Annotated in this window: 15 protein-coding genes, 1 tRNA gene and 1 pseudogene; 5 read left to right on the top strand and 12 right to left on the bottom strand. The window is 66.6% G+C overall.

From position 1 onward, the window contains the following. Positions 1-323 precede the first annotated feature (323 nt). From mtgA to ACERNI_RS04345, 4 genes are all read left to right on the top strand, one after another. Positions 324-1,010: a monofunctional biosynthetic peptidoglycan transglycosylase gene (gene mtgA / locus ACERNI_RS04360; protein ID WP_448832037.1), complete on the top strand. Its 687-nt coding sequence runs from the start codon at positions 324-326 to the stop codon at positions 1,008-1,010. A 251-nt stretch (positions 1,011-1,261) separates the two neighbouring features. Next, on the top strand, positions 1,262-1,447 hold the full coding sequence (rpmF, locus tag ACERNI_RS04355; protein WP_132004532.1) for a 50S ribosomal protein L32: 186 nt from the start codon (positions 1,262-1,264) through the stop codon (positions 1,445-1,447). Between the two features lie 507 nt (positions 1,448-1,954). Then, positions 1,955-3,649 carry a hypothetical protein gene (locus ACERNI_RS04350; RefSeq protein WP_448832036.1) on the top strand — a complete coding sequence of 565 codons (1,695 nt, stop codon included), beginning with the start codon at positions 1,955-1,957 and terminating at the stop codon, positions 3,647-3,649. A 139-nt stretch (positions 3,650-3,788) separates the two neighbouring features. Beyond that, positions 3,789-3,878 (top strand) — tRNA-Ser (locus ACERNI_RS04345). A 210-nt stretch (positions 3,879-4,088) separates the two neighbouring features. Here the strand turns inward: ACERNI_RS04345 and ACERNI_RS04340 are convergent. After that, positions 4,089-5,088 (bottom strand): annotated as a pseudogene (locus ACERNI_RS04340) (IS3 family transposase). A gap of 447 nt (positions 5,089-5,535) precedes the next feature. Between ACERNI_RS04340 and ACERNI_RS04335 the strand changes: the two are divergent. Further along, positions 5,536-11,463: a hypothetical protein gene (locus ACERNI_RS04335; protein WP_448832035.1), complete on the top strand. Its 5,928-nt coding sequence runs from the start codon at positions 5,536-5,538 to the stop codon at positions 11,461-11,463. Between the two features lie 268 nt (positions 11,464-11,731). Here the strand turns inward: ACERNI_RS04335 and ACERNI_RS04330 are convergent, their stop codons facing one another. The 11 genes from ACERNI_RS04330 to ACERNI_RS04280 all read right to left on the bottom strand — a co-directional run bounded on the left by ACERNI_RS04330 (position 11,732) and on the right by ACERNI_RS04280 (position 26,021). After that, on the bottom strand, positions 11,732-12,184 hold the full coding sequence (locus tag ACERNI_RS04330) for a PTS sugar transporter subunit IIA (protein ID WP_448832034.1): 453 nt from the start codon (positions 12,182-12,184) through the stop codon (positions 11,732-11,734). 147 nt (positions 12,185-12,331) lie between these two features. Continuing rightward, positions 12,332-13,027, bottom strand: coding sequence for a response regulator transcription factor (locus ACERNI_RS04325; RefSeq protein ID WP_448832033.1), 696 nt, complete (start codon positions 13,025-13,027; stop codon positions 12,332-12,334). After that, on the bottom strand, positions 13,024-15,729 hold the full coding sequence (locus ACERNI_RS04320) for a DUF4118 domain-containing protein (protein WP_448832032.1): 2,706 nt from the start codon (positions 15,727-15,729) through the stop codon (positions 13,024-13,026). The genes ACERNI_RS04325 and ACERNI_RS04320 overlap by 4 nt, the downstream gene beginning before the upstream one ends. 100 nt (positions 15,730-15,829) lie before the next feature. After that, on the bottom strand, positions 15,830-16,396 hold the full coding sequence (kdpC, locus tag ACERNI_RS04315; RefSeq protein WP_448832031.1) for a potassium-transporting ATPase subunit KdpC: 567 nt from the start codon (positions 16,394-16,396) through the stop codon (positions 15,830-15,832). A 12-nt stretch (positions 16,397-16,408) separates the two neighbouring features. Continuing rightward, positions 16,409-18,475, bottom strand: coding sequence for a potassium-transporting ATPase subunit KdpB (gene kdpB / locus ACERNI_RS04310; RefSeq protein ID WP_448832030.1), 2,067 nt, complete (start codon positions 18,473-18,475; stop codon positions 16,409-16,411). Between the two features lie 230 nt (positions 18,476-18,705). Further along, positions 18,706-20,409: a potassium-transporting ATPase subunit KdpA gene (gene kdpA / locus ACERNI_RS04305; RefSeq protein WP_448832029.1), complete on the bottom strand. Its 1,704-nt coding sequence runs from the start codon at positions 20,407-20,409 to the stop codon at positions 18,706-18,708. A 31-nt stretch (positions 20,410-20,440) separates the two neighbouring features. Next, a complete protein-coding gene (locus ACERNI_RS04300; RefSeq protein ID WP_448832028.1) occupies positions 20,441-20,530 on the bottom strand; it encodes a K(+)-transporting ATPase subunit F in 90 nt (29 codons plus the stop codon). Positions 20,531-20,940: 410 nt separating this feature from the next. Continuing rightward, positions 20,941-22,086, bottom strand: a complete 1,146-nt coding sequence (locus ACERNI_RS04295) for an acyl-CoA dehydrogenase family protein (protein ID WP_448832027.1) — start codon at positions 22,084-22,086, stop codon at positions 20,941-20,943. Positions 22,087-22,258: 172 nt separating this feature from the next. Then, entirely contained in the window at positions 22,259-23,038 is a 780-nt protein-coding gene (locus ACERNI_RS04290) for an enoyl-CoA hydratase/isomerase family protein (RefSeq protein ID WP_448832026.1), read from the bottom strand. Continuing rightward, positions 23,035-24,708: a long-chain-fatty-acid--CoA ligase gene (locus tag ACERNI_RS04285; RefSeq protein ID WP_448832025.1), complete on the bottom strand. Its 1,674-nt coding sequence runs from the start codon at positions 24,706-24,708 to the stop codon at positions 23,035-23,037. The genes ACERNI_RS04290 and ACERNI_RS04285 overlap by 4 nt, the downstream gene beginning before the upstream one ends. Before the next feature lie 131 nt (positions 24,709-24,839). After that, complete coding sequence (locus tag ACERNI_RS04280) at positions 24,840-26,021, bottom strand: thiolase family protein (RefSeq protein WP_448832024.1); 1,182 nt, start codon at positions 26,019-26,021, stop codon at positions 24,840-24,842. Positions 26,022-26,061 lie beyond the last annotated feature (40 nt).

Raw genomic sequence — 26,061 nt, 5'->3', positions numbered from 1 at the left:
GGGCGAGACATCCGCCGCGACATCATCGTATGCTGGCGCGCTCCGTTATACGTTGGCGTGTTTTTGCGCCGGCGGTGGGCGCGGACGCCATCCGGTCTGGTGGCGCGCGGCGCATGGCGCGCGGTGATGTGTGCGATGGGGTGCGTGCGGTTGGGGTGCTAAAGAAAGGCGCAGGGCTTGTGGGGATTCCGGCAGGCGGCAGGATCAGGTCCGGGAAACGCTCCGGGGCGGGGCCCGGCGGGCGTTCCGGCGACAGCGGCGCGACGCGGCCGGATCAGCCTGAAATGGACGACATGGAGCCGTCGCCGGCTGGCGCATCCGCCGTGAGCGCCAGGCCAAAGCGCCGGTTTTTGCGAAGGCTGGTCAATCGTTTCATTCTGCTTTTGCTGCTGCTGGCGGCCATACCGTTGGGGCTGATGCTGCTCTATGCGGTCGCGCCGCCGGTCTCCAACCTGATGCTGGCCCGCTGGCTGACTGGCGAACCCGTCACCCGCATCTGGACGCCGCTTGAGCGCATTGCCCCTTCGCTGCCGCTGGCGGTCGCCGCCTCGGAAGATTCGCGCTTCTGCCAGCATCATGGCGTCGACTGGGTGGAGCTGCGCGCCGCCATCCGGGACACTGACGAGGATGGCCTGCCGACGCGCGGCGCTTCGACGCTGACCATGCAGACCGTGAAAAACCTGCTGCTCTGGCAGGGACGCTCCCCCATCCGCAAGGGACTGGAGCTGCCGCTGGCGGCGCTCGCCGATATCGTCTGGTCCAAGCGCCGCACCATGGAGCTGTATCTGAACGTGGCCGAATGGGGCGACGGAATTTTTGGCGCCGAGGCGGCGGCGCAGCGTTATTTTCGCAAGAGCGCCGCCAGGCTCACGCCGGCGGAATCGGCGCGCCTGGCGGCGGTTTTGCCCAATCCCCTCCGCTATGACGCGGAGAAGCCATCGCGTTATGTGGCGACGCGCGCCGGACGGATCGCGGCGCGGGCGCGGCAACAGTCCTTGCCCTGTCTGTAGCCAGGCGCCGGCGACAGGCATAAAACGGGGGCGCCGGCTGTCCGCGACGGAAAAAACAGGGGCGATCGCGCCGCCGGCGGCCAGGAAAGGCCGTCCGGAACGTCCTGTTCGCCGCCAACGCGTTTCCGGGGCTGGTCAAGGCGGCGGGAACCCTGTATAAGCCCGCATCCCCAACGAAACGGGTTCTGATCGCGGTCGCTGTAGCGTGAACCGCACGGGCCGACGTTACAGCAACGCTTCGAGAGACAGACATGGCCGTTCCAAAACGCAAGACCTCGCCGATGAAGCGCGGTTTCCGCCGCTCCGCCGACGCCCTCGCTGCCCCGACCTACGTCGAGGACAAGGATTCCGGCGAACTGCGCCGTCCGCACCACATTGACCTGAAGACCGGCATGTACCGTGGTCGCCAGGTGCTGAAGCCCCGCGCTGACGCCTGATCCCGCCCGCTGGCCGACCGGCCGGCGCGCGTGAATGAATGCGAACCCCGCATGCGCCGCATGCGGGGTTTTTTCTTGCCCGGATCACCAGCAACTGGCCGCCAGCAATCACCAGGCGCCGGATGCGCCAATTGTGGCCCCACGATGGCGCGTGGATCAGCAGCTTGTGAAATTGGCGGAGCCTGGGAAGCACGGTGACAACCGCCTCTTTTCCTCCAGCTTTTACCGGCTGTTAGCAATGCGCCGGTCAACATGCCCCGAACACATGACGTAGCGGCGCGCTGCCGGTTTCACCGGCCCGGATGGGTTGACCCGGAGCGCGTGAGCGCTTTCCGGCCAGGCGCCTGGCTTCAGGAAAGCTGCGTCAGACAGGTCAGGGCATTCCGCATTCCAGCCGGAGGCGCCCTGCCGTTGCGGCGGGATGCGGTGATGCGCGGCTTGATTGGGAAATTCAGCGAGACATTTCAGGCCCGCAGGTCCGGACGTCACGCAGGGGCAGGCCCCGGGATGGCGGCTGCTGGCCATGCGACGTCCGCGGCTGCGCCAGTGGAGCGCGCCCTTGACCCGGCCCAGGGCCTTCTCGCCTGCCATATGGCCGCGTGGACATGGGATCTTGCCAGCGATCGTCTGGCCTGGGGGCCAACGGCCATGGCCGCCCTGGGGTTTGACCGTCGCCGGCATCTGTCATCCGGCAAGGCCTGGGCGTCGCTGGTGGCGCCAGGTTCTGGCGAAAGCCGCGCCGACGTCATTCACGCCGCCGCTGGCGCCGATCATGGCGAGGGCGCGCCGTTTCGCTGCCGCTATGTGGTCAACGCCGGTCGCGGCCTTTGCGTCATCGAGGAGCGGGGCCGCTGGCATGCGGGGCCGGATGGCCGTCCCGCCCGGGCGGAAGGCGTGATGCGGGTGTGCCCCATCGACGGACGGCAGCCGGATGTTCCCGTGGCTGGCCGCCGCATGGAGCCGGCGCGCGATATCGTCACGCGCACGCTGACGGCGATGCTGCATGATCCGGCGCGTGGGCTACGCTCCGTGTCGGTGGGCGTTTGCCTGATCGCGCCGCAGGAGCCAGGCGTCTCGGCGTCGGATCCGGCGCTGATGGATCTGGCGGCTGCGGCGATCGCGCGCCGGCTGCGCCGCACCGACGTGGTCGCCGTTCTCGATCCAGGCCAGTTCGCCATCATTCTCAACGGGTGCGACGACGCCCAGGGCCGTCAGGCCGCGGCGGCGGTGGCGCGCAACGTCGCGCGCGCCTGCGCCGGCATTCAGGCCCATGTCGGGCTGGTGACGGCGTCGGATGGCGTCGGCGACGCCGGCTCGCTGCTCGAACGGGCCGGTGAGGCGGCGCGCCAGGCGGTGGAGGCCGGCGAGATGGTGGTCGCACTGGCCCCGCGCGTCAGGCGGCGCCCGGTTGCGCGCGCCCCCGTCATGTCCATGCCCGATGTGGTGGCTTTGCTGAACAGCCGTGACATCGCCCTGCGTCGTCGGCGCCTGGTCGATCTCGACGGCGCCGGCCTGAAGCTTGAGGAAGTGCTGCCGGTCGCGGCCTGTGCTGGCGGGGCTGGCATGATGGGCCCAGGGCTGCTGGCGCCGGTGGCGGCGCGGGCGGGTCTCTGCGGTCTGCTCGACCAGCGGATGCTGGAGCAGACCGTGCGTCTGCTGGCGGCCGATCCGGCTGCTCATGTGATGCTGCGCATTGCCCCGGCCACGCTGGTCAGTCCCGCGTGGCGCGGCGCTGTCGCCGCATGGCTGTCGGCGCATCCGGGCGTGTCGGCGCGGCTGGTCATCGCGCTTGATGAGGCGGCGTTCGCTCCCGCCGATGCGGGGCCGGCGCACAGCGATGCGTTGAAGGATGCGGCTGCGCATGAGCACCCGGCAAGACCTGGGGGCGATCCCCGCGGCGACGGGGAGCGGCAGGCTGGCGAAGGCATGCCGCCGGATGTGGCGCAATGCCATGACCCGCGCGCCATCGGCCAGCATCTGGCGATGATGAAGGCGCTGGGCGTCAGCGTCGGCGTGACCGGTTTCGGCCTTGGCTGGCTGAAGCTGGAGGATCTGTCGGCCATGGCTGTGGACGTGGTCTGCATGAGCGGGCTGTTCGTCAACGAGAGCCTGTCGCTGGTTGGGCCGGACCGCTTTGTCGTGCGCGCCCTTGTCGACGGCGCGCGGGAAGTTGGCGCGGCTGTCGTGGCGCCCGCCCCCTGACAGCAGGGCGCCGGCAGGCGCGTCAAGCCGTCGCTGTGGGAAATGCCCCCCCGGCGCGCCACGGGCCCGCCAGGGGCCTTGCCAGCCCGCAAACGCTCGTGTACGAACCGCCCACCACAGGAGCTGACCTCGTGATTGCGGAGAGGTGGCAGAGTGGTTGAATGCACCGCACTCGAAATGCGGCATAGGGGCAACCCTATCGGGAGTTCGAATCTCCCCCTCTCCGCCATAAAATATCTTTATCTCATTGTTTTTAAATATTTTCGATTGGTCCGCTTTGCGGCCACACTAATGGCCCCACTTTCGACATGGGAACTGACGCTACGCTCTGGGTCCGCTGGCGCCGGAGCCAATTGCTATTCATATGCAGACAGAAGCCAGACTCGTTTCAACGGCTGATTTGCCTTGAATAGCCCCGGGTTTCGTGGACGCCCTCGGGTTACATTTCCTGCTGCCGTTCGAACTCGACGGGTGACAACATCCCGTTCTTGGCGTGCTTGCGCTCTGGGTTGTAGAATATCCCGATGCAGTCGAAGACGTCCTGCCTTGCCCCTTCGCGCGTCCGGTAGATATTGCGGCGGCTTCGGTCGCGCTTGAGCAGATTGAAGTAGCTCTCTGCCTCGGCGTTGTCGTGGCAGTTCCCGCGCCGGCTCATCGAATGCTCAAGATTGTGGTGCTTCAGGAAGGCTGCCCAATTCATGCTGGTAAACTGGGAGCCCTGATCCGGGTGAACCAGGTCCGTGGTCGGGGGTTTCCGTCGCCATGTCGCCATGAGCAATACTTGCAGCGCGACATCAGTGATCTGCCGGCTCTGCAGGGACCAGCCAGTGACGCGGGGGAGAACAGGTCGATCGCCACGGCCAGACAGGCGAAGCCTTCCCGGGTCCTGATGTAGGTGATGTCCGTCACCCACGCCTTCCCCTGCGCATCCGCATCGAACTGTCGGGCCAGGGTGTTGTCGATCACGACTGACGGCTTGCCGCCATGAGATCCCGGCCGCTCTTCTTCCAGGCCTTATCGAGAAGCGCGATCTGGCGCGCATCCTCCCGGGCTCGCCGGCTCAATGGGTTCTTCAGCCAGGCATGGAAACCGCTGGGCTGGATGCGCAGACAGCGACACATCGCCCGCACCGGGAATTGGCGGCGATGCCCGGCCACAAACGCGTATCTCACTTTGCATCCCTGGCGAAATACGCGGTGGCTTTTTTTGGATGTCGCGCGCCTCGGCGTCCCGCGCCAGCTCCGCCTTCAGGCGGCGGATCTCCGCGGCCTGGTCAACGCCAGCCGGAGCCGGTGACTTCGAAAACTTCCGCTTCCAGGCGTACAACGCGTGCTGGCTCACCCCGAGCCGCCTGGGCGCCTCTGCAACCGGTCGCCCCGCTCGGTGATCTGCGCGACCGCGTCACGCTTGAAATCGTCCGTGAAATGTCCGGGCCCCATCATGGCCTCCTTGCTTCAAAATTGGGGAAGAAGGCGTCCACAAATCTTGGGGCTATTCAGTGGCGATGAGGTTGTTATTGGTCGGTGATGGCAAGTCGTTGCAACAAAACCTTAATGGGCGCAAACGTTGCAAATAGCTCCAAAATGTTTCAGCTCGCAGTATCCAAGTTCTCTTTGGGGACATAAACTCGAGGCCGCGGTCAACTCCAATTCGTATCTGACAGGCTGTCCACCGTCGGAGTTTCCTGGAGTTCAGGCGGCTGGGTTTTGAGGCTTGGGGGGCTAATTGTGAGAAGGTATCCGGAAGAGCGTCGCTCTGCGGCAAGGGTAGCAGTATTGCTTCTGGGAGGAGCCAGCGTAGCAGCGTTCACAGCGGCATCCCCTGAGGTAAATGCAAGCGAGACGCTCCCGTATGTCATCCGGAACGGAGCGAATGGTCAGGATGGCGTGGCGCCGCCCAAGTATTGGCCATGGGGAACGTCGAAAGCGCCGACGTCGGGCATCTCCGCAGAAAATCTCATTTACGGCAACACCGCGCCCCGTGGCGATTTCCGTGTTGACCGGCGGAGCGCGATCCTGCTCGGGGCGGTTGGCGGCAACGGCGGCGATGGAAAGTCAGTCGAACAGGAGCGGGGACAGCCATATCGTCAGCCCGGTGGTCGGGGCGGCGATGGCGGCAGGGTGTCCTACACCCTCGACACACCCTCAGGAACCGGCGTCACGCGTATTCAGGGATATGGCGGCGGGTCGCCAATCGCCATCTTCCAGCTTTATTCGGTCGGTGGCGCCGGCGGCTATGGCATGACCACGCCCGGCCAGGGTGGCGAGGGCGCAAAGGTAGAACTACGCCTCGGAGACGGTGCGCCGGTTGGCGCTGCAACCCAACTGGTCTTTACCACTGAAGGCTCGAATATGGCCGGCGCGTGGGTCGTGTCACAAGGCGGCAAGGGCGGCGACGGCGGGTCAACCTCAAGGTGGAACAACGGCGGCAACGGCGGCAGTGTTGACGTCAAAATTGGCGGGTCGGTCAGCATGAGGACTGCAGGAACGTCCTCTGCAGTCGTCGCGCTGCAATCACTCGGCGGCGCCGGAGGCTCCCATGACGATCAGGGTCTCTGGCATCCGCCTTCGGGCGGTGGCAATGGCGGCGGCGCATTTTTGACCATGTCCGGAAACCTGGCCAGCACGGGCGCAAACTCCGCTGGCGCCCTTGTCCAGTCAGTTGGTGGCGCCGGCGGAACAAATTCCGCGATTGTCGGCGGCGCCGGGGGATCGCGCGGCGGCAATGGCGGCGCCGCTCAGGCGCTGCTGTATGGAACGATCACGACAACGGGCGCCAATGCGCCTGGCGTGATCGTCCAGTCTGTCGGTGGTGTCGGCGGCTTTGGTGGCGGCGGCATTTTCTCCGGTGGCTCGGGCGGCAATGCCGGCGATGGCGGAACCGCAAAGGTTGAAACAACGGGAGCCATCAGCACTGCCGGAAAAAGCTCCTTCGGCGTGGTTGCGCAAAGCATCGGCGGTGGCAAGGCCGGCAATGCTTTCCAGAGCGGCCTCGTGAGCCCGGGCGGGGGCGGAGCCGGCGGCAGTCCGCTTTCTCCATTCTTCAGCTCAGGCGGTCAGGGCGGCACCGGTGGCGTTGGCGGATCGGTATCCGTGACCAATCGTGGAACGATCACGACAACTGGCGACGATGCTTCCGGAATTTTGGCCCAGAGCATCGGCGGCGGCGGTGGAGCCGGTGGCGATGCCCGGGCATTTGGCATCGGCGGGGCTGTGGCCCTGGGCGGCGACGGCGGCAATGGCGCGCGCGGCGGCGCGGTCGAGGTCAACAATATTGCCCGCGACCTCAACAATACCGGAGGCTGGATCAGCACCTCAGGCGCTCATGCCGCCGGCATCGTTGCTCAGTCCGTTGGCGGCGGCGGCGGCAATGGCGGTGATGCCACCGCCGTGAGCATTGGTCCCCACATCTCTTATGCGCGGGCAATCGGCGGCGCGGGGGGCAAGGGCGCAACCGGCGGCAGTGTCACCGTTCTCAACGGGCTCAACGTCGTCACCGGCGGACTGCAGGCGCCTGGTGTGCTGGCGATGAGCATCGGCGGCGGCGGCGGCAATGGCGGCTCGGCAACGGCAAAGGCAACAGCAGTTGCCATCGATCCGCGCATCCCCGGCCTGACCATCACCAGTGGCGTCGGCGGTCAGGGAGGAGATGGCAACGCCGGCGGCGCGGTGAAGGTCACGAACACCGCCGCCGTCGTCACGTCCGGTTATGGGTCGGCCGGCGTCATGGGCATGAGCGTGGGCGGCGGCGGCGGCGCGGGCGGCGGCGTCATTCCGCTTCCCACGTTCAGCGTTGCGGGGCTGACCTCATGGCTGGCCGGCCTCCGTTCCGGCTCAGTCGATTTCTCGTTCAACAATGCGACCGGTGGCAAGGGCGGCGCCGGCGGTACGGGCGGATTGGTCGAGATCAACAACAGTGGGTCGATCATAACCTACGGTCAGGGAGCCTCCGGCGTCGTCGCCATGAGCGTCGGCGGCGGCGGCGGAGCCGGGGGAACCGCAGTGCTGAACGCGGCGGCGAACCTGACGGTCAATGACTCGGTCGGCGGCAATGGCGGCTCGGGCAATCACGGTGGGCGCGTCAAGGTGACGAACGCCGCCGACGCTTCCATCGTGACCACCGGGGCCGGCTCATACGCCATTCACGCCCTGTCGGTGGGCGGTGGCGGCGGCATTGGCGGCGGGGCCATGGCGACCTCCGGCGGCAACGAGGTTTATGACACCTATGATGCGTCCCAAGCCAAAGCGCAGATTGTCAATGTGGCCAAGGCAGCGCTTCCGCAACTGAAGGAGTGGGTGGCGCAGTACAAGAACGCCAACATCGCCGGCAAGGCTGGCGATGCGCTCATTGGCTTCCTCGCCAAGAATTTTGGAACGACCGCTGAAAAATTTGCCAGCAACAAGGGTATTTACAGCAGGCTGAAGCCCTCGGTTCCGCTGTCGCTGGCGTGGGAGACCGCCGTCGGCGGCAAGGGCGGCGCCAGCGGCGACGGCGGCGGAACCGCCGACGCGCCAACGGGCGTGTGGGCGAACGGAACACTGACCACGTCGGGCGCGGCGGCGACAGCCATCGTCGCGCAGTCCGTGGGCGGCGGTGGCGGCAAGGGGGGCGGCGCCGCCGCAGGCGCCGGCAAGATGTGGAGCAGCAAAACCGCCGTGGGCGGCGATGGCGGCGGCGGCGGAGCAGGCGGCGTTGTCCGGGTTGAACTGGGTGAGACCGCCAAAGTCAGCACCTATGGCAACGCCGCGTTCGGCGTGCTGGCGCAATCGATTGGCGGCGGCGGCGGCGTCACGACGACCGGACGGGACTTGCAGGCCGGCGAACTCGTTCTCGCCAGCGTCAAAGCGCTCGGCGGCTCCAATGGCGCGGCGGGCAACGGCGGCAATGTCTCCGTCTCCCACGCCGGATCAATCGTAACCACCGGCGGCCAGGCGCACGGGATCGTCGCCCAGTCGGTGGGCGGCGGCGGCGGCGTCATCGCCGACGCCAGCTTCGACCAGCAGGGCCTGCTGGAAATCAGCAAGGCGCTTGGGGAGCAGACAACAATCGACATGTTCGACGCCGCCGGCATCGATATTCGCGGGGATCTGGCAAAAGCCAAAACAATGAGCGCCCGCAGCCTGCGAGGCGTGGAGCAGGCGCGCCTTGGCGCGGATGGCGCCTCAGGCAACGCCGGCGAGGTGAGCCTCACCATTGGCGGATCGATCAGCACCTCCGGCGTCGGCTCCTTTGGCGTCATCGCCCAGTCGATCGGCGGCGGCGGCGGGCTGGTCGCCGACGGGGCCACAGCCCTTCCGGTCAATGGCGCGGTGCTCCTGGGCGGCGCCCATGGCGCCAAAGGCGACGGCGGCGACGTAAAGCTGCGCTTCGACAATGCGGCGCGCATCACCACCTCCGGCGACCATGCCGTCGGCGTACTGGCGCAGTCGATTGGCGGCGGCGGCGGTTTTGGCGGCGGCGGGTTGCTCACTGGCGCGGCGCAGGGACTGGTGTCGGGGCGCGGCGGCTCCATCGGCAATGGCGGCGCGGTCCTGATCGGCAATGCCGGCTCTGGCATGACCATCGAAACCTCCGGCCGGAGCGCCCATGGCGTCGTCGCCCAGTCGCTCGGCGGCGGCGGCGGTTACCTCGGCCGGGGCATCCAGGACGCCCCGTCGGTGAAGGGCTTTTACGACGCGATGGTCTATACGGGCCGGCCCACGAACTGGGCCGAACAGTATGACGATCCGCCGGAGGCGCAGCGGATGGCCTCTTTCCTGTGGCGCGAGATGGAAGCGGAGTTGGCAAAGGCCAACGTCAAGAAATCAGAAGACGAACTGTTGCGCCAAAACGAGAGTGAGTTGAAGGCGATGGCGGCGGCGCGTCTCAACTCCAGGGGGACGGGAGAGCGGATCGCGATTGAGTTGAGTGGCGCGACGATCCGCACCACCGGAGCCAATGCTATTGGCATTTTTGCCCGGAGCGGCTTCCAGGACGTCATGGGAATGCTCGACCCCTCCCGGCTGGGCGGCAACATCTCCATCAATTTCGCTGGAAAAATCGAAGGCGGATCTGGGGAAGGCGCGGCGATCGCCGTGGATGGAGGCCGGGTCAACGCCATCACCATCAACCCGGGATCAACAGTTAGCGCCGCCTCTGGCAAGGCGATCCTTGCGTCGTTTGGCTCGGACCATGTCGCCAACCACGGCAAACTCATCGGCGATGTGAACCTCAGCGTTCGCGGCGTCCGGAAGGACGAGGTGAACTCCTTCGACAACCACGGAACCTACCAGACCGCCGGCAGCGGCCTGATCAATCTCTCCAATCCGGCGGCGACGGGCCGGAGCGTTTTCACCAACTATGGCGTTCTGGATGTGGGCGGCGTCGGCAATATCGCCACGGCCGAGGTCCGCAATGGCAAAACAGACCTGCGCGGAACGCTGTTGGTTGACGTCAAAGGCGTGGCGCCTGCCGGAGCCCCGGCGAACGATATTTTGAAGACGACGGAATTGGTCGTCCGACGCGTGGCGGTGAAACCCTACGCAATAGAGGGATTGCTGCCTTCCAACAGCTTCAGGGTGGTGGAGGCCACCGCAGTGACCGTTGATTCAGACTGGCTGTTGGGCCCCCACAATGCGGTTTCGGGCGCCAGCGAAGCCAGCCCGATTTCCTGGAATGTCTCGACAACCGGAAACGGCATCACGATTTCGCCAGGCGCGGCCAATTTCGCGGGCAAGGCCCCAGGCAACGTCACGGCCACCGAGATGTCGTTCCTCAACAGCCTGCAGTCTGCCTGGGATACCGGCGCGCGCGGCATGGCGGGCGCTTTTGCCGACATGGCCAACGTATCATCGGCCAATGACTATGACCGGATGATCAACAGCATGACGCTGTCGGAAGGTCTTGGCCAGCCGGCTGCCGGTCAGACGTTGGCCAGCTCGAAGGCGCATGGATACGCCATGAGTTGTCCGGCCTTTGCCGGTGGCGGCGTCATGATCCGTGAGGGAAGTTGTGTCTGGGGCCAGGTTATTGGCTCTCGCACCGCGGCCACTGCAGGCCGCGATACGGACGGCTTCAGCCAGACGGGAACGAGCTACCGGCTTGGCGGCCAGTGGGAGGTGTCTCCCGGCTGGTTTGTCGGCGCAACTGGCGGATACAATACCAGCCAGGTGTCGACCAAAGACCGCAACAGCCGCATCGAGGGCGACAGTGGCGACATCGCCATCGCGTTGAAGCGTCAGCTCGGCCCGTGGCTCTTCGCCGGCGCGGTCAGCTTTGGCTATGGCAGTTATGATTCAGCCAGCCTTTTCCAGATGGGCGACAGCAGCTGGCAGGCGCTCAATACCTCTAACGTCTGGACAGCGGGCCTGCGGCTGCGCGGCGCCTATGAGTTCGCCTTCACCAACTGGTATGTGCGCCCGTTCGCGGATCTGGACCTGGTGCAGACCATTATGCCGGGTTACCGGCTATCCGGCGACGGCGCGGTTCTGAGCGCCCAGGGCTTGCGGTCGTGGACAACCGCGTTCAAACCGGGCGTCGAGTTCGGCGCCAGGATTAATCTGGACGATGCCAGCTGGCTGCGTCCTTACGCCAGCGTTGGAATGACATTGAACAGCGGCAGCGGTCTGCGTCAGCGGGTGTCCTTTAGCGAAGACGGAGCCCCCGGGGTCACGTTCACGTCCAGTTCGGAGATTCCGGATCGTCTGCTGGATCTGGCCGCCGGCGTCCAGTTCCTTGCGCACGGCGTCTACGAGCTGCGCGGAGAGTACAAGGCCCAGCTGGGCAAGGATTTCGTCAACCAGGAATTCAGCCTCAGAGCCGCCATGCGTTTCTGAGCTTTGGCGATGCGGACACAAGTGACCGCTGCCGGCCTTTTGGCCGGCGGCAAAGGATCGCGCGGGGAGTTGAAAGGTACGGCGACGCAGGGCAAGGCCTGAGCGCCGGGGGAAACTTGCGAGCTCGCCGCCTGGGAAGGCAGGGGAGCATCTGTCGTCGACAGCTCTTTTAACTGGACGGACCAAAAGAGGATGTTGTCATGTCCTCAAACGTCAGCAGGCGTAACTTCCTTATATAGGGCGTGGCTTTGGGGGCAACGTCAGCGCCTCACGCGGCCTGGGCTGTCAGAATGGCGTGGGCGGCGCTGGCGTCCCGCGCCCGCCGCAGCTGCGTCAGAACTGGCTCCGCACGGGTTTTGCGCGCGACCGCAGCCAGAATCTTGAGATGTTCGCCTGATCCACCCGCCGCCGGGAGCAGCAGGAACACGATATCGACCGGGCGATCGTCGACGGCGTCAAAGTCGATCGGCTTTTTGAGAATGGCCAGGGCAGCGAATGGCTTCTCGAGGCCGGCGATGGGCGCGTGCGGCAGGGCGACGCCATTGCCGACGCCGGTGGAGCCAAGTCGCTCCCGCCCAAGCAGCGCGGCTTCTATCGCTCCGGCGTCAAGGCCGGTGCGCGCGGCGGCGTGGGCGGCCAGCTTCCTGATCAGGTCGGCCTTTGTGGGCGCGGGCAGGGCGAGGAGCACATCCTCGGGGCCCAGGACAGATGCGAGATTCATGACGCCACCCGCGTTGGAGCCGTTTTTGATCAATCCGGATCGCAAACTGCTGCAACGCTCCCTGTTTTGAGCGAAGTGTGATCGATCAGCCGGTTCCGGCTGGCCGGAAAGCGCTCTGGATCAATCATGGGTTTGCGGGCCTGTCCATCATTGGTCCTGCTCGCGAAGACGGTAGCCGACGCCGGTTTCCGTAAGGATGTAATGGGGCTGGTCCGGCTTCGCCTCGATTTTCTGGCGCAGCTGCCGCACATAGACCCGCAGATACTGGACGTCCGTGACGCCGCCCCACACCTGCCTGAGAATGTGCTGGTGGGTGATGACCTTGCCCGCGTGCTGCACGAGGATGCGCAGGATGTCGTACTCCTTCGGCGAAAGCTTCACCTCCCTGCCGGCCACCCTGACGATCCGCTTCACGAGATCCACGGACAGGTCGTCAACCTGGAATACCGGGCGCTCGCCCTGCTGCTGCAGCCGGTGCCTCAGGGCGACGCGAATGCGGGCGGCAAGCTCGCGCATGCCGAACGGCTTGGTAACATAATCGTCCGCGCCAAGCTCCAGGGCCCTGACGATGCCGGCCTCGTCCGTCCTGCTCGACAGGATGACAACCGGCAGCTCCATGCTTGCGGCGCGCCAGCGCTCGAGCAGTTCGTGACCGGAGATATCGGGCAGCCCCAGATCAAGCAGGATCAGGTCCGGCTTCTCCCCGGCGATGCGCGCCATGGCCTCCTGGGCGCTCGCGGCCTCCAGTATGGCGTAGCCCTCGGCGGTCAGGCCGACGCGCAGCAGCTTCCGGATTGGCGGCTCGTCATCAACGACGAGTATCCTGATGGTGGCGGCGCTCATGTCTTGCCTTCCAGATGTGCTGGTTCCTGCCCGGCCGGGAAGCGCAGGGTGAAGACGGCGCCAGGGCGGTCGTCCCGGTTGGCCGCCGTGATCGTTCCGCCCATCGCCTCAACGAAACCCTTGCAGATCGACAGCCCAAGGCCGGTTCCGGCCTGAACCTGATCCGTTTTGCGGACGCGGTAGAAACTGTCGAAAATCTTGCCCAGATCCCCGGGTGGAACGCCGGGCCCCTCATCAATGATCTGCAGCAGCACCGAAGCGTCTTCCGCCCATGCCCGGATGAGGATCCGGGAGCCGGCTGGGGCGTATTTGCGGGCGTTGTCGAGCAGGTTGAACAGCACCTGCTCGAACAGCACCGGATCAAGCCCGACCATTGGCAGATCGGCGGCCACCGCCAGTTCGACCTCATGACGGGCGAGGATGGCCTCGGCGCGGCGCAGGGCGCTGCCGATGCTGTCTCCAATGAACAGGGGACTGAGGGATACCGCCGCCGCGCCCGATTCCAGCCGGGTCATGTCCAGCAGGTTGGCGATGAAGCGGTTCAGCCGCTCCGCTTCCTCCACGATCGTCGCCAGCAGCTCGGCGCGGCCACTGTCGGAGAGCGACGCCGAATAGTCCTTCAGCGCGCCCGCAGAACCGAGAATCGACGCCAGCGGCGTTTTGAGGTCATGCGACAGGGAGGTGAGCAGCGCCGAGCGCAGCTTGTCCGCCTCAGCGGCGAGGCGCGCATTGTCCACGTCCGCCGCCAGCTGGATCCGCTCGAGCGCCAGGGCGGCCTGGTCCGCCAGCGAGTCGAACAGCCGCTGTTCGCCTGGGGTCAGGACAGGTCCCTGCCGGTCATTGTCGAGGCCGACCACGCCCAGCTGGGCCCGGCCGGTCTTCAGCGGCAGGTACAGCCGCCGGGCGCCTGGCAGCGTATCGGCGCCGCGCCCGGCCGCGTGGTCGTGCTCCCAGGCCCAATGGGCGGCGGCGATGTCAGCCTCATCCAGCGTGTCATCGGGCGGATAGGCGGCCTGCACGGTGAGGCGGCCGTGCTCCGGCAACAGCACCACCACGCGCACGTGAAGCATGGAGGCGATCTGGTAGACGCTCGCCCACAGCACGTCCTCGCGCGTGCCGGCGCTGGAGAGCTTCTTGCTGAACAGGTAGAGGCCTTCAGTGGTTTTGGCGCGCAGCCGCGCGGTTGCGGCCTGGCGCTGCACCCGGCCCGCCAGATTGCTGGCGGCAATGGCGACCACAAGGAAAAACGTGAAGGCAACCACCGATTCCGGGTCGCCGATATCCAGCGTGTACAGGGGGCTGAGGAAAAAGAAATTGAAGGCCAGCGCGCCCGCCGCCGAGGCGAACAGGGCGGGCCACAGTCCGCCGCCCATCGCCGAGGCGAGAACCGCCATGAGAAACGCCAGGGCGATGTTGCGGACATCGAGAACGCGCGACAGCAGCATGCCGGCGCCGACCGCAAGCGCCACGTAAGCGGCGCTCCACAGATAGGGCCGGGGCTCGAAGCGAAACGGCGCGCTTTCGTCCCCGGTCACGGCCGGCGTCGCCTCGCTGTTATGACGCGCCGAAATCACGTGCACGCTGACGCCATTCGCCGCGCGGATCAGGTCGTGGGAGACGGAGCCGAACAGCAGTTCGCGCCAGCGCGGGCCCGTCGGCATGCCGACGATGACGTGGGTGTAGTTGTTGGCGGTTGCGTAGGCGAGGATCTCCTGCGCCACGTCCTCGCCCGGCAGCGTCGCGGTTTCGGCGCCGAGCTGTTCGGCGAGGCGCAGCGCCGCAGCGATCCTGAATTTGCCGGCTTCCGGCAACCGCGCATCCCGGCTGGTTTCGATATGAACCGCAGCCCAGGGCGCGCGCATCCTGTCGGCCTGCCGCCGGCCATGGCGGACCAGCGCCCGCGCCCCGGGACGTTCGTTGACGCATACCAGAACCCGTTCTCCGGCCGGCCACGGCCCGGGGATGGCGTGCGCCTGCATGTGGGTGACAAGCTGGTCATCGACGCGTTGCGCCGTCAGCCGCAGCGCCAGCTCGCGCAGGGCCGTGAGGTTGCTGGGCGAGAAATAGTTCTGCGTCGCCCGCCGGGCGGTTTTGGGCAGGTAGACCTTGCCTTCGTTCAGCCGCTTGATCAGGTCGCCTGGCGTGATGTCGATGATTTCGATGTCGTCGGCCCGGTCGATGATCGAATCCGGCACGGTTTCGCGCACGCGGATGCGGGTGATCCGGGCGACGATGTCGTTCAGGCTTTCGACATGCTGGATGTTGAGGGTGGTATAGACGTTGATGCCGCTGGCGAGCAGTTCCTCGACGTCGAGGTAGCGCTTCGGATGCCGGCTGCCGGGCGCGTTGGTGTGGGCGAGTTCATCAACAAGCACCAGTTGCGGGCGCCGCGCCAGCACCGCGTCGATGTCCATCTCGTCGAGCAACTGGCCACGATAGGCAACCTGCCGGCGCGGAATGATCTCGAACCCGTGGACCAGCGCCCCGGTTTCAGCCCGGCCGTGGGTTTCGACCAGACCAATCGCCACGTCGACGCCTTCCGCCAGGCGGCGCCGGCCGGCCATCAGCATTTCACAGGTCTTGCCGACGCCTGGGGCTGCGCCGAGGAAGATTTTGAGCTGCCCGCGTCCTTCCCGGCGCGCGCTCTCCAGCAGCGCATCGGGGGAAGGTCGGCCTGGCTCGCGGGTTGGGTCGTCTGACACTCGATAGCTCCAGTCCCGGCGCATGGCGCGCTGGCGCCGCGCGCCGGTCTTGTCACGTCGCGTGCGGCGCTCCTGGCGAACCGGCCGGCGCCGGAAATGCTCAGCTGGCCGCGTCCAGCGCCAGATTCAGCTTCAGCACATTGACCACGGGTTCGCCCAGGAAGCCAAGTATGCGCGGTTCGATATGGCGCGCGACAGCGGCCCGCACGGCCTCCGTCTCCATGCCGCGCGCCCGGGCGACGCGCGCCGCCTGAAAGTATGCGGCGTCGGGACTGATGTGCGGGTCAAGGCCACTGCCGGAGGTGGTGACCAGATCCATCGGCGCCGGCGCATGAGGGTTTTCCTCCTTCAGGGCTTTGGCGTCTTTGGCGACCCGCTCAACGAGCGTTTTGCTCGTCGGGCCAAGGTTGGAGCCGCCGGACGCGGCGGCGTCATAGCCTTTGGCCCCGGCCGCGGACGGGCGCGGGTGGAAATAGCGCGCGCCGGTGAAGTTCTGGCCAATCAGCTCCGAACCGACAACGGTTCCGTTGCGCGTGATCAGGCTGCCGTTGGCCTGTTGCGGAAACACCGCCTGGGCAATGCCCGTGACGCCGAGCGGATAGATGAAGCCTGTCAGGACGGTGAGGGCGAGGATCATGACGATCGCGGGCCGGATGTGTCTGGGCATGCTGCTGCTCCCTTATGCCAGTCCAATGGCGGTGACCGCCATGTCAATGAGCTTGATGCCGATGAACGGGGCGATGACGCCGCCCAGCCCGTAGACCAGCAGGTTGCGCGACAGCAGCGCCCCGGCGCCGGCGGCGCGGTATTTGACGCCCTTCAGCGACAGCGGAATCAGCGCGACGATAATCAGGGCGTTGAAGATGATCGCCGACAGGATGGCGCTTTGCGGCGTGGCGAGCCCCATGACGTTGAGCGCGCCCAGTTGCGGATAGAACGCCAGGAACATCGCCGGGATGATGGCGAAGTATTTGGCGATGTCGTTGGCGATCGAGAAGGTCGTCAGCGCGCCCCGCGTCATCAGCAGTTGCTTGCCGATTTCGACGATCTCGATGAGCTTGGTGGGATCGCTGTCGAGGTCGACCATGTTGCCGGCTTCGCGCGCGGCCACCGTTCCGGTGTTCATGGCGACGCCGACATCCGCCTGGGCGAGGGCGGGGGCGTCGTTGGTGCCGTCGCCACACATGGCGACAAGCTTGCCCCTGGCCTGCTCGTCGCGGATGAGCTGCAGTTTGTTTTCCGGCGTCGCCTGGGCGAGGAAGTCGTCGACCCCGGCCTCGGCGGCGATGGCGGCGGCGGTCATCGGGTTGTCGCCGGTGATCATCACGGTGCGGATGCCCATCCGGCGCAGTTCGGCGAAGCGCTCGCGGATGCCGCCCTTGACGATGTCCTTCAGGTAGATGACCCCGAGCAGCCTGCCGTCCCTGACCACGGCCAGCGGCGTGCCGCCAGCTTTGGCGACGTCATCCGCGATCGCCTGCAGCGCGCGCACGTCCTCCGCATGCGGCCGGGGGTTGGCTGACGTCTCGGCGGTTGCCGCCACATATTTCAGCACCGCGTCGACGGCGCCCTTGCGAATGGACGATCCTTCCAGATCGACGCCGCTCATCCGCGTCTGGGCGGTGAACGGGGCGAAGGTGGCGTGCAGGCTCACCATGTCGCGTGCGCGGATGCCGTATTTTTCCTTGGCGAGCACGACGATCGAGCGCCCCTCCGGCGTTTCATCGGCCAGGGACGCCAGTTGGGCCGCATCGGCCAGCTCCTGTTCGCTGACGCCCCGGATCGGGAGGAACGCGCTGGCCTGGCGATTGCCGAGCGTGATCGTGCCGGTCTTGTCTAGCAGCAGCGTATCCACGTCGCCAGCGGCCTCGACCGCGCGCCCGGACATGGCCAGGACGTTGAAGCGCACCAGCCGGTCCATGCCGGCGATGCCGATGGCCGACAGCAGGGCGCCGATTGTCGTCGGAATCAGCGTCACGAACAGCGCCACCAGCACGATCACCGGCACATGGCCCCCGGCGTAGCTCACGAAGCCCGGAATGGTGACGACAGCCATCAGGAAAATCAGGGTCATGCCCGCGAGCAGGATGTTGAGCGCGATCTCGTTTGGCGTCTTCTGGCGCTCGGCGCCTTCGACAAGCGCGATCATCCTGTCGATGAAGGTGGAGCCGGCCGCGGCGGTGATGCGGACCCTGATCCAGTCGGACAGCACCTGGGTGCCGCCGGTCACGGCGGAGCGGTCGCCGCCGGACTCGCGGATCACCGGCGCGGATTCACCGGTAATGGCGGCTTCGTTGACCGATGCGACGCCGGCGATCACCTCGCCGTCCGAGGGGATGATGTCGCCGGCCTCGACGAGGACGATATCGCCGACCCGGAGGCTGTTGCCCGGCGTCATCACGTAACCGCCATCGTCCGAAAGCAGCTTCGCCTGGGTTTCGCTGCGGGTGCGGCGCAGGGATTCCGCCTGCGCCTTGCCGCGCCCTTCCGCCACCGCCTCGGCGAAATTGGCGAACAGGACCGTGAACCACAGCCACAGCACCAATTGGAGCGAGAAGCCGACGCCGGCCGCCCCGGCGAGGGCGTCCCGCAGCAGCACGACGGTTGTCAGCAGCGAAACCACCGCCACCACGAACATCACCGGGTTTTTGGCGAGGCTGCGCGGATCAAGCTTCCGGAAGGCGCCGCCGATGGCCGGGACGAGTATGCGAGCGTCGAGGATGCTCGCGGATCTGGACTGGTTCATCAAAGACTCCAGCGAAACGCGCTCTGGCGGGGTCACGCCGCCACAAACAATTCAGCGATCAGCGTGATCAGCGCCGCGACGGCCGCCGCCGCGAAGGTCATGCCGGGAATGGTGGTCGATACCGCGGGCCTTGCCGCGCCCCGCCCCGTTCCTCCCCGCACCTGCGATGCGGGGCCGGGAGGAACGGCTCTGGCGGGGGGATTTTCGCGGGCTGCCCATCGCCATGAACCTCAGAACATCTGCCCCTTCAGCATGGCGAGGTGCTCGACGACGGGCCCCAGCGCCAGGGCGGGGAAGAAGGTCAGGCCGCCGACCACCAGGATGACGCCCACCAGCAGGCCGATGAAAAGCGGGCCGGTGGTCGGCAGCGTGCCGCTGGATTCCGGGACGGTTTTCTTCGCCGCCAGCGAGCCGGCGATGGCCAGGGCGGGAACAATCACCATGAACCGCCCCATCAGCATCGCGAGCCCGATGGTGATGTTGTACCAGGGCGTGTTGGCGGAGAGGCCGGCGAAGGCGGAGCCATTGTTCGCGGTCCCCGAGGTATAGGCGTAGAGCGCCTCGGAGAACCCGTGGGGGCCGGCGTGCGCCAGCGAGGCCAGCCCCGCCGGGATCACCACGGCGACCGACGTGAAGCCCAGAATGGACAGCGGCAGGCACAGCACCGCCAGCATCGCCATCTTCACTTCCCTGGCTTCGATCTTCTTGCCGAGATACTCGGGCGTGCGCCCAACCATCAGCCCGGCGACGAAGATGGCCACGACGACAAACAGGATGATGCCGTAGAAGCCCGCGCCAACGCCGCCGATGATGATCTCGCCGAGCATCATGTTGAGCATCGCGACCAGGCCGCCGAGGGGCATGAAGCTGGCGTGCATGGCGATCACGGCGCCGCACGAGGCGGCGGTGGTGACCACGGCGAAGAGCGCCGAGGTCGCGATGCCAAAGCGGGTCTCCTTGCCCTCCATGTTGCCGCCTTCAGGGCCCAGCGCATGGAGAAGCGGGTTGCCGGCCGCTTCCGCCCAATACGCGACGGCCACGCCGGCCAGAAACAGCACGCCCATGGCGATGAAAATGGCCCAGCCCTTTTTCTCATTGCCGGTCATGCGGCCGAAGACATTGGTCAGGGCCGCGCCAATGGCGAAGATCGAGACCATATGGATGAGGTTCGTCAGCGCATTCGGATTTTCGAAGGGGTGCGCCGCATTGGCGTTAAAAAAGCCGCCGCCATTGGTGCCCAGATGCTTGATCATCATCTGCGAGGCCACCGGCCCCTGGGCGATGGTTTGCTGCGCGCCTTCGACGGTTGCGGCGAGCGCGTAAGGGTTCAGGTTCTGGGGAACGCCCTGCCATACGAGCACGAGGCTGCCGACGAGGCAGACCGGCAGCAGGACGTAGAGCGTGACGCGGGTCAAATCGACCCAGAAATTGCCGACCGTTTTGGCGGAGGCGCGCGCGAAGCCGCGGATCAACGCCGCCGCGATCGCGACGCCAGTCGCCGCGGAAACGAAGTTCTGCACGGTGAGACCGGCCATCTGGGTCAGATAGCTCATGGTCGTTTCGCCGGCGTAACCCTGCCAGTTGGTGTTGGTGATGAAGCTCACGGCCGTGTTGAAGGCGCTGGTCGCCTCAACCTGGCCAAAGCCCTGCGGGTTGAAGGGCAGGGCTCCCTGAAGCCGCTGGATCAGGTAAAGCATCGCGAAGCCGGCCAGGTTGAACAGCAGCATGGCCGCCGCATAACTTGCCCAGTGCTGTTCTTCCCTCTCGTTCACCCCGGCGAGCCGGTACAGGCCGCGCTCAAGCGGGCCGAGCGCGACTGACAGGATCGTGCGCTCGCCATTCAGGACGCGGGTCAGATAGCCGCCAAGCGGCCTCACCAGCGCGACAATGATCCCCACAAAGACGAGGATCTGTATCCATCCGTTGATAGTCATTGGCCGTCTTTCCCCCGGGCCGGCGCCCTGGTCAGAATTTTTCCGGGCGCGCGAGGGCGTACAGCAGGTATGCGGCGATGAACGCCGCAACGCCTGCTCCCAGGATGTATTCAGTCATCATGGTTGCGATTCCTGGTCAGAGTTTTTCGCACAATTTGATGTATCCAAGCATCAGCGCGAAAAATCCGAACCCGACGCCCGTTACGATAAGGTCCATTATGTGCCTGCGATTGCTGTGCGTGGCGCGCGTAAGACCGGGATTTCGGACCATCACAACCGAAAGTATCCAGATATCCCCGTGCGTATGCGCGCCACGGGAGAACTTTGGCGGAACTATGGATCTGAACCGCATATAGGTTCGAGAGGGGGCCGGGCGTCGCGATATAGGAATTTAATAGTGGCGGCGGCCCCGGGCCTGGACGGCGCAAACAAAAAGCCCGCCGGCTGGGGCCGGCGGGCGCGGATCGTGCGGGTTCACGTTCTGGCGCGGAAAGGGCTGGCCAGAAGGTGCGGGCGCGGCAGATCCCGGCTTCAGAGGGTTCTGGCGATCAGCTCTTTCATGATCTCGTTGGCGCCGCCGTAAATGCGGGTGACGCGGGCCGCCGTATACATGCGGGCGATCGGGTATTCTTCCATGTAACCATAGCCGCCGAAGACCTGCAGGCAGCGGTCGATAATCTGGCCCTGTTTGTCGGTCGCCAGATACTTCGCCATCGATGCGGTGGCCGCGTCCAGCTTGCCTTCCAGGTGCAGGCCGATGCAGTGATCGACAAACGTCCGGATCGCGTAAGCTTCCGTCCGGCATTCGGCCAGCACGAAGCGGGTGTTCTGGAACGACAGCAGGTTCTGGCCGAACGCCGAGCGCTCTTTCGCGTATTGAACCGCGAGATCCACCGCGCGCTCACAGGCGGCGGCGGCGAGCACGGCGATGGACAGGCGCTCCTGCGGCAGCTGGTTCATCAGTTGCACGAAGCCCTGGCCTTCTACGCCGCCGAGCACATTCGCGGCCGGAATACGCATGTCCTCGAAGAACAGTTCGCGCAGGTCGCCGCCCTTGGCGCCAATTTTTTCCAGCTCCCGCCCACGGGAGAAGCCCGGAAGATCGCGGGTTTCCGCCACCAGCAGGGAGAGGCCCTTGCCGCCGGGCGCATCCGTGGTGCGGGCGACGATGATCAGCAGGTCGCAGTGCGTGCCGTTGCTGATGAAGGTCTTGGCGCCATTGACCACAAACGCGTCGCCCTCGCGACGGGCATGGGTGCGCACGCCCTGCAGGTCGCTGCCGGTTCCAGGCTCGGTCATGGCGATGGCGCCGACGAATTCGCCGGAGGCCAGCCTGGGCAGCCAGCGTCGCTTCTGCTCTTCCGTGCCATAGGCGGCGAAATAATGGGCGACGATGGTGCTGTGCACGGAATAGTTCCAGGCGTCATCGCCGACGCGCGCCTGCTCCTCCATCACCACGGCCTCATGGGCGAAGGTGCCGCCGCCGCCGCCGTATTCCGTCGGGCAGCTCACGCACAGCAGCCCCAGATCGCCGGCGGCGTTCCAGAACGAGCGGTCGATCATGTGCTGCTTCGCCCAGCGGGCGTGATGGGGCGCTGACTCAGCCTCCAGAAACTTGCGGGCGGTTTCCCGCACCTGGTCGAGTTCCTCGTTCATCCACGGGGAGCGGTAGGACATGGGTGGTTTCTCCCTGGGGCGCGCTCCGGCTCACGGGCCAGGTCGCGGCGCCTGTTCTTGTCGGCATCGCGGCGCTTCCGGGGGGCGGGCCGCCCTGGAAGCCGATATCTGGGTGTTCTCACGCGGGCTCTCAGGGCGTGCGGGTTCCGCCTGCCCTGAGGGCGCGCTGGGGCTACTTGCCGGTGAAGCCGGGTTTGCGCTTTTCCAGAAAAGCGCTGACGCCTTCCTGCTTGTCGGCGGTGCCGAACAGCAGCATGAAGTTGCGGCGCTCCATGGCGAGGCCCTGGGTCAGGCCCATCTCCAGGGCGGCGCGGGCGCTGTCCTTGGCCAGTTGCACCGCCAGCGGGCCGTTGCGGCCGATGCGCGCGGCGATGGCGAGCGCCCGCTCCATGCAGTCTGCGTCGGCGACGAGATCGCTGGCGAGGCCAGCCGCGTAAGCCTCCTGCGCGGTGATGGGGTCGCCGGTGAGCAGCATTTTCATGGCTTTCTGCTTGCCCATGGCGTGGATCAGCCTCTGGGTGCCGCCGCCGCCCGGCAGCAGGCCAAGCGCCACCTCCGGCACGCCGAAGCGGGCGTTCTCGCCAGCCACGACAATGTCGCAGGCCAGCGCCAGTTCACAGCCGCCGCCAAACGCCAGGCCGCGCACCGCCGCGATCAGCGGCTTGCGATAGGCGGTCAGGATGTCGAACATGCCGCGCCCGAAGCCGTTGGGGTCCAGCACGTCATTGACCGAGACGCCATCCAGGCCGGTGATGTCGGCGCCGGCGCAGAATGCGCGCTCCGAGCCGGCGATGACCACCGCGCGAATGGCGTCGTCCTGGTCCGCTTCCTGCAGCGCGGCCGCCATCTCGCCCATCAGCTGGTCATTCAGCGCATTCAGCGCCCTGGGCCGGTTGAGGGTAAAGATGGCGGTGTCGCCCCGGAATTCCTTCAGGACTGTCGGCTCCCTCACGGTTCGCTCCCTTCGTAAACATGCGCGTAGTCGGCGCGCATCCGTTTCTTGTCCGCCTTGCCGACGCTGGTGCGGGCCACGCTGGCGGAGAACACCACCGTTTCCGGCAGCTGCCATTTGGCGAAACCGGCGGCCAGATGGGCGCGCAGTTCATCGGCGGTGAGGCCCTGCCCGGCGCGCAGCACGACAATGGCCACGGGACGCTCCTGCCATTTGGGATGCGGCACGCCGATGACGGCGGCCTCCAGCACCGCTGGATGCGCCATGATGGCGTTCTCCATGTCGATGGAGGAGATCCACTCGCCGCCGCTCTTGATCACGTCCTTGATGCGGTCAGTGAGTTTCAGATAGCCATTGCCGTCGATGGCGCCGGCGTCGCCGCTGCGCCAGTAGCCGTCCGGCGTGAAGCGGTCCTCGCTGTCGGGCATGTCGTGATAGCGCGTGGTGATCCATGGCCCGCGCACGCAGATCTCGCCCACATGGGCGCCGTCATGCGGCAGGTCGTTGATATCCTGATCGTCGGACAGGCGCACGTCGACGCCAACCATCGGCAGGCCCTGCTTGCGCTTCAGGTCCCACAGCTGCTCCGGGTCCATTGACCGGCGCAGGCCGCGCTTGAAACGGTTGACCGTCACCAGCGGCGTGGTTTCGGTCGCGCCATAGGCGTGGATCACCTCGGCGCCGGTCTCCTCGTAGAAGCCGCGCATCATCGCCAGCGGCGGCTCCGTCGCGCCCGACATCAGCCGCAGCCTGCTGAAGTCCGGCTTCAGCCCGCTGGCGCGGATATGCTCGAGCATCGGCTGGAAGATCGCCGGCGCGCCGTTGGTGATGGTGACCTCCTCCCGGATGATCGCCTCGGTGAGCGGCCCCGTGTCTTCCGCCATGTAGCGGCCGGGCAGCACGATCTTGTTGGCCATCATCGTCGCCATCTGCGGCAGCCCCCAGCACTGGCCGTGGAACATGGGGGTAATCAGCATGGTGCAGTCGTCGAACGTCGCGCCGACGGCCGAGGCCATGGCCATGGAATGCAGGTAAATGGCGCGGTGCGAGTAATAGACGCCCTTGGGGCGGCCTGTGGTGCCGGTGGTGTAGCAGGCGCTGTAGGCGGAGGTTTCGTCGATCAGCGGCCAGTCGATGTCGCCGGCGTCCGCCGCCAGCAGGTCTTCATAGTGATGCAGCGGCGCCAGCGAGGTGCTGATCTGCGACAGGGGCTTGCCGGTCATGACGATCCAGCCCTTCACGCCAGGGCACAGCGGCGCGATGGCTTCGGCCACCGGCAGCAGCGTCTCGTCGACGGCGATGAAGGCGGCGTCGCTGTGGCGCACCACATAGGCCAGATCCTCCGGGCCGAGCCGCAGGTTCATCTGCAGCATGACGGCGGCGAGGCCGGGGATCGCCCAGTACAGTTCGAAATGGCGCAGGCTGTTCCAGTCGAGAATGCCGACGCGGTCGCCCGGGTTGACGCCGAGCCGGCGCAGGGCGCCGGCGGCCTGGCGGATGCGCCGGTAGGTGCTGGCATAGTCGGTGCGGGCCCAGCCGCCGTCGGGCGTGCGATAGACGATTTCCTGCTCGCCATGGGTGCGCGCGGCGTGGCGGATGAGGGTGGTGGTGTTGAGGGGGTAGGCGTCGCCCATGGTGGACGGGCATCCCTTGACGAGATTGAGCGTCATGATGTCCTCCCGGCGCCGCGCTGGCGGCGTCCTCGATGTCATTATCGTTGGCGGCGCCCGCCGGTTCGCAGGCGGGCGCCGGATCAGGTCACGCTCTGGCGGCGTTTATCTGGCGGCGGTTGTCCGGCGGCTCAGTGCGTCTGGTCGATGCGCTCGAGGATTGTGGCGTTGGCCATGCCGCCGCCCTCGCAGATGGTGAGCAGGCCGTAGCGCTCGCCGCTGCGCTGCAGTTCATGGGCCAGGTCGCACATCAGGCGGGCGCCGGTGGAGCCGATGGGGTGCCCCATGGCGACGGAGCCGCCATTGACGTTAAGCCGGGCCGGATCGACGTCGAACTCACGCGCGAAGATCAGCGGAACGCAGGCGAAGGCCTCGTTGATCTCGACGCGGCCGATGTCGTGAATGCTGAGGCCGGCCTGGGCCAGCGCCTTGCGCGCCGCTGGCAGGATGGCGGTGAACTGCAGCCGGGCGTCGTCGGCGGCCACCGCCATGGAGCGGATCACCGCGAGCGGGCGCAGACCCATGGCTTCCGCCGTGGCCCGGTCGGCGACCAGCACGGCCGCCGCGCCATCGCTGATCTGCGATGAATTGCCAGCGGTGATGAGGCCATCCGGCGCGAACACCGGCTTCAGTTGCGCCAGGCGCTCCATGGTGGTTTCGGGGCGGATGCCTTCATCGCGGCGCATGGGGGCGGGGCCGCCTTCCGGGCGCCGGCCGTCAATGTTGACAAGTTGCCCGTCGAAGTTGCCGGCGTCCCAGGCGGCCTTGGCCCGCTGGTGACTGCGCACGCTGTAGGCGTCGAGTTCTTCACGGGTCAGGCCCCACTGGCGGGTGACCAGCTCCGCCGAGGGACCCTGGGCCATCAGATTGCCCTCGAAGCGGGCGAGGGCGCGCTCGCCATACCAGGGCCCGAGACCGCCCGCCGGATTGAATGACGCCCCCAGATCGATGCGCGACATGGTTTCCACGCCGCAGCCAATGGCGAAGTTGAATTCGCCGCTGCGGACGCCCTGGGCCGCCAGATGCACCGCCTGCTGGCCGGAGCCGCACTGCCGGTCGATGGTCATGCCGGGGAGCTTTTCCGGCAGCCCGGCGCCGAGGCTTGCCCACCGCGCCACATTGCCGGCCTGCTCGCCGTTCTGCAGGCCACAACCGGCGATGACGTCATCAAGCTGGTCCGGGGCGACGCCCGAGCGTTCCACCAGCTGTTGCAGGGTGACGGCCAGCAGGTCCGTAGCTTTCCAGTCCGCAAGGGCGCCGCCGCGTCTGCCAACCGGCGTCCGCATGGCGTCAACGATCACAGCCTCACGCAATGCCGTTTCCTTTCCCGCTCGCGCCAGATCATGAAAAGTG

Source organism: Camelimonas sp. ID_303_24, from assembly GCF_053543495.1.
This window is presented reverse-complemented; position numbering and strand designations above follow the sequence as displayed.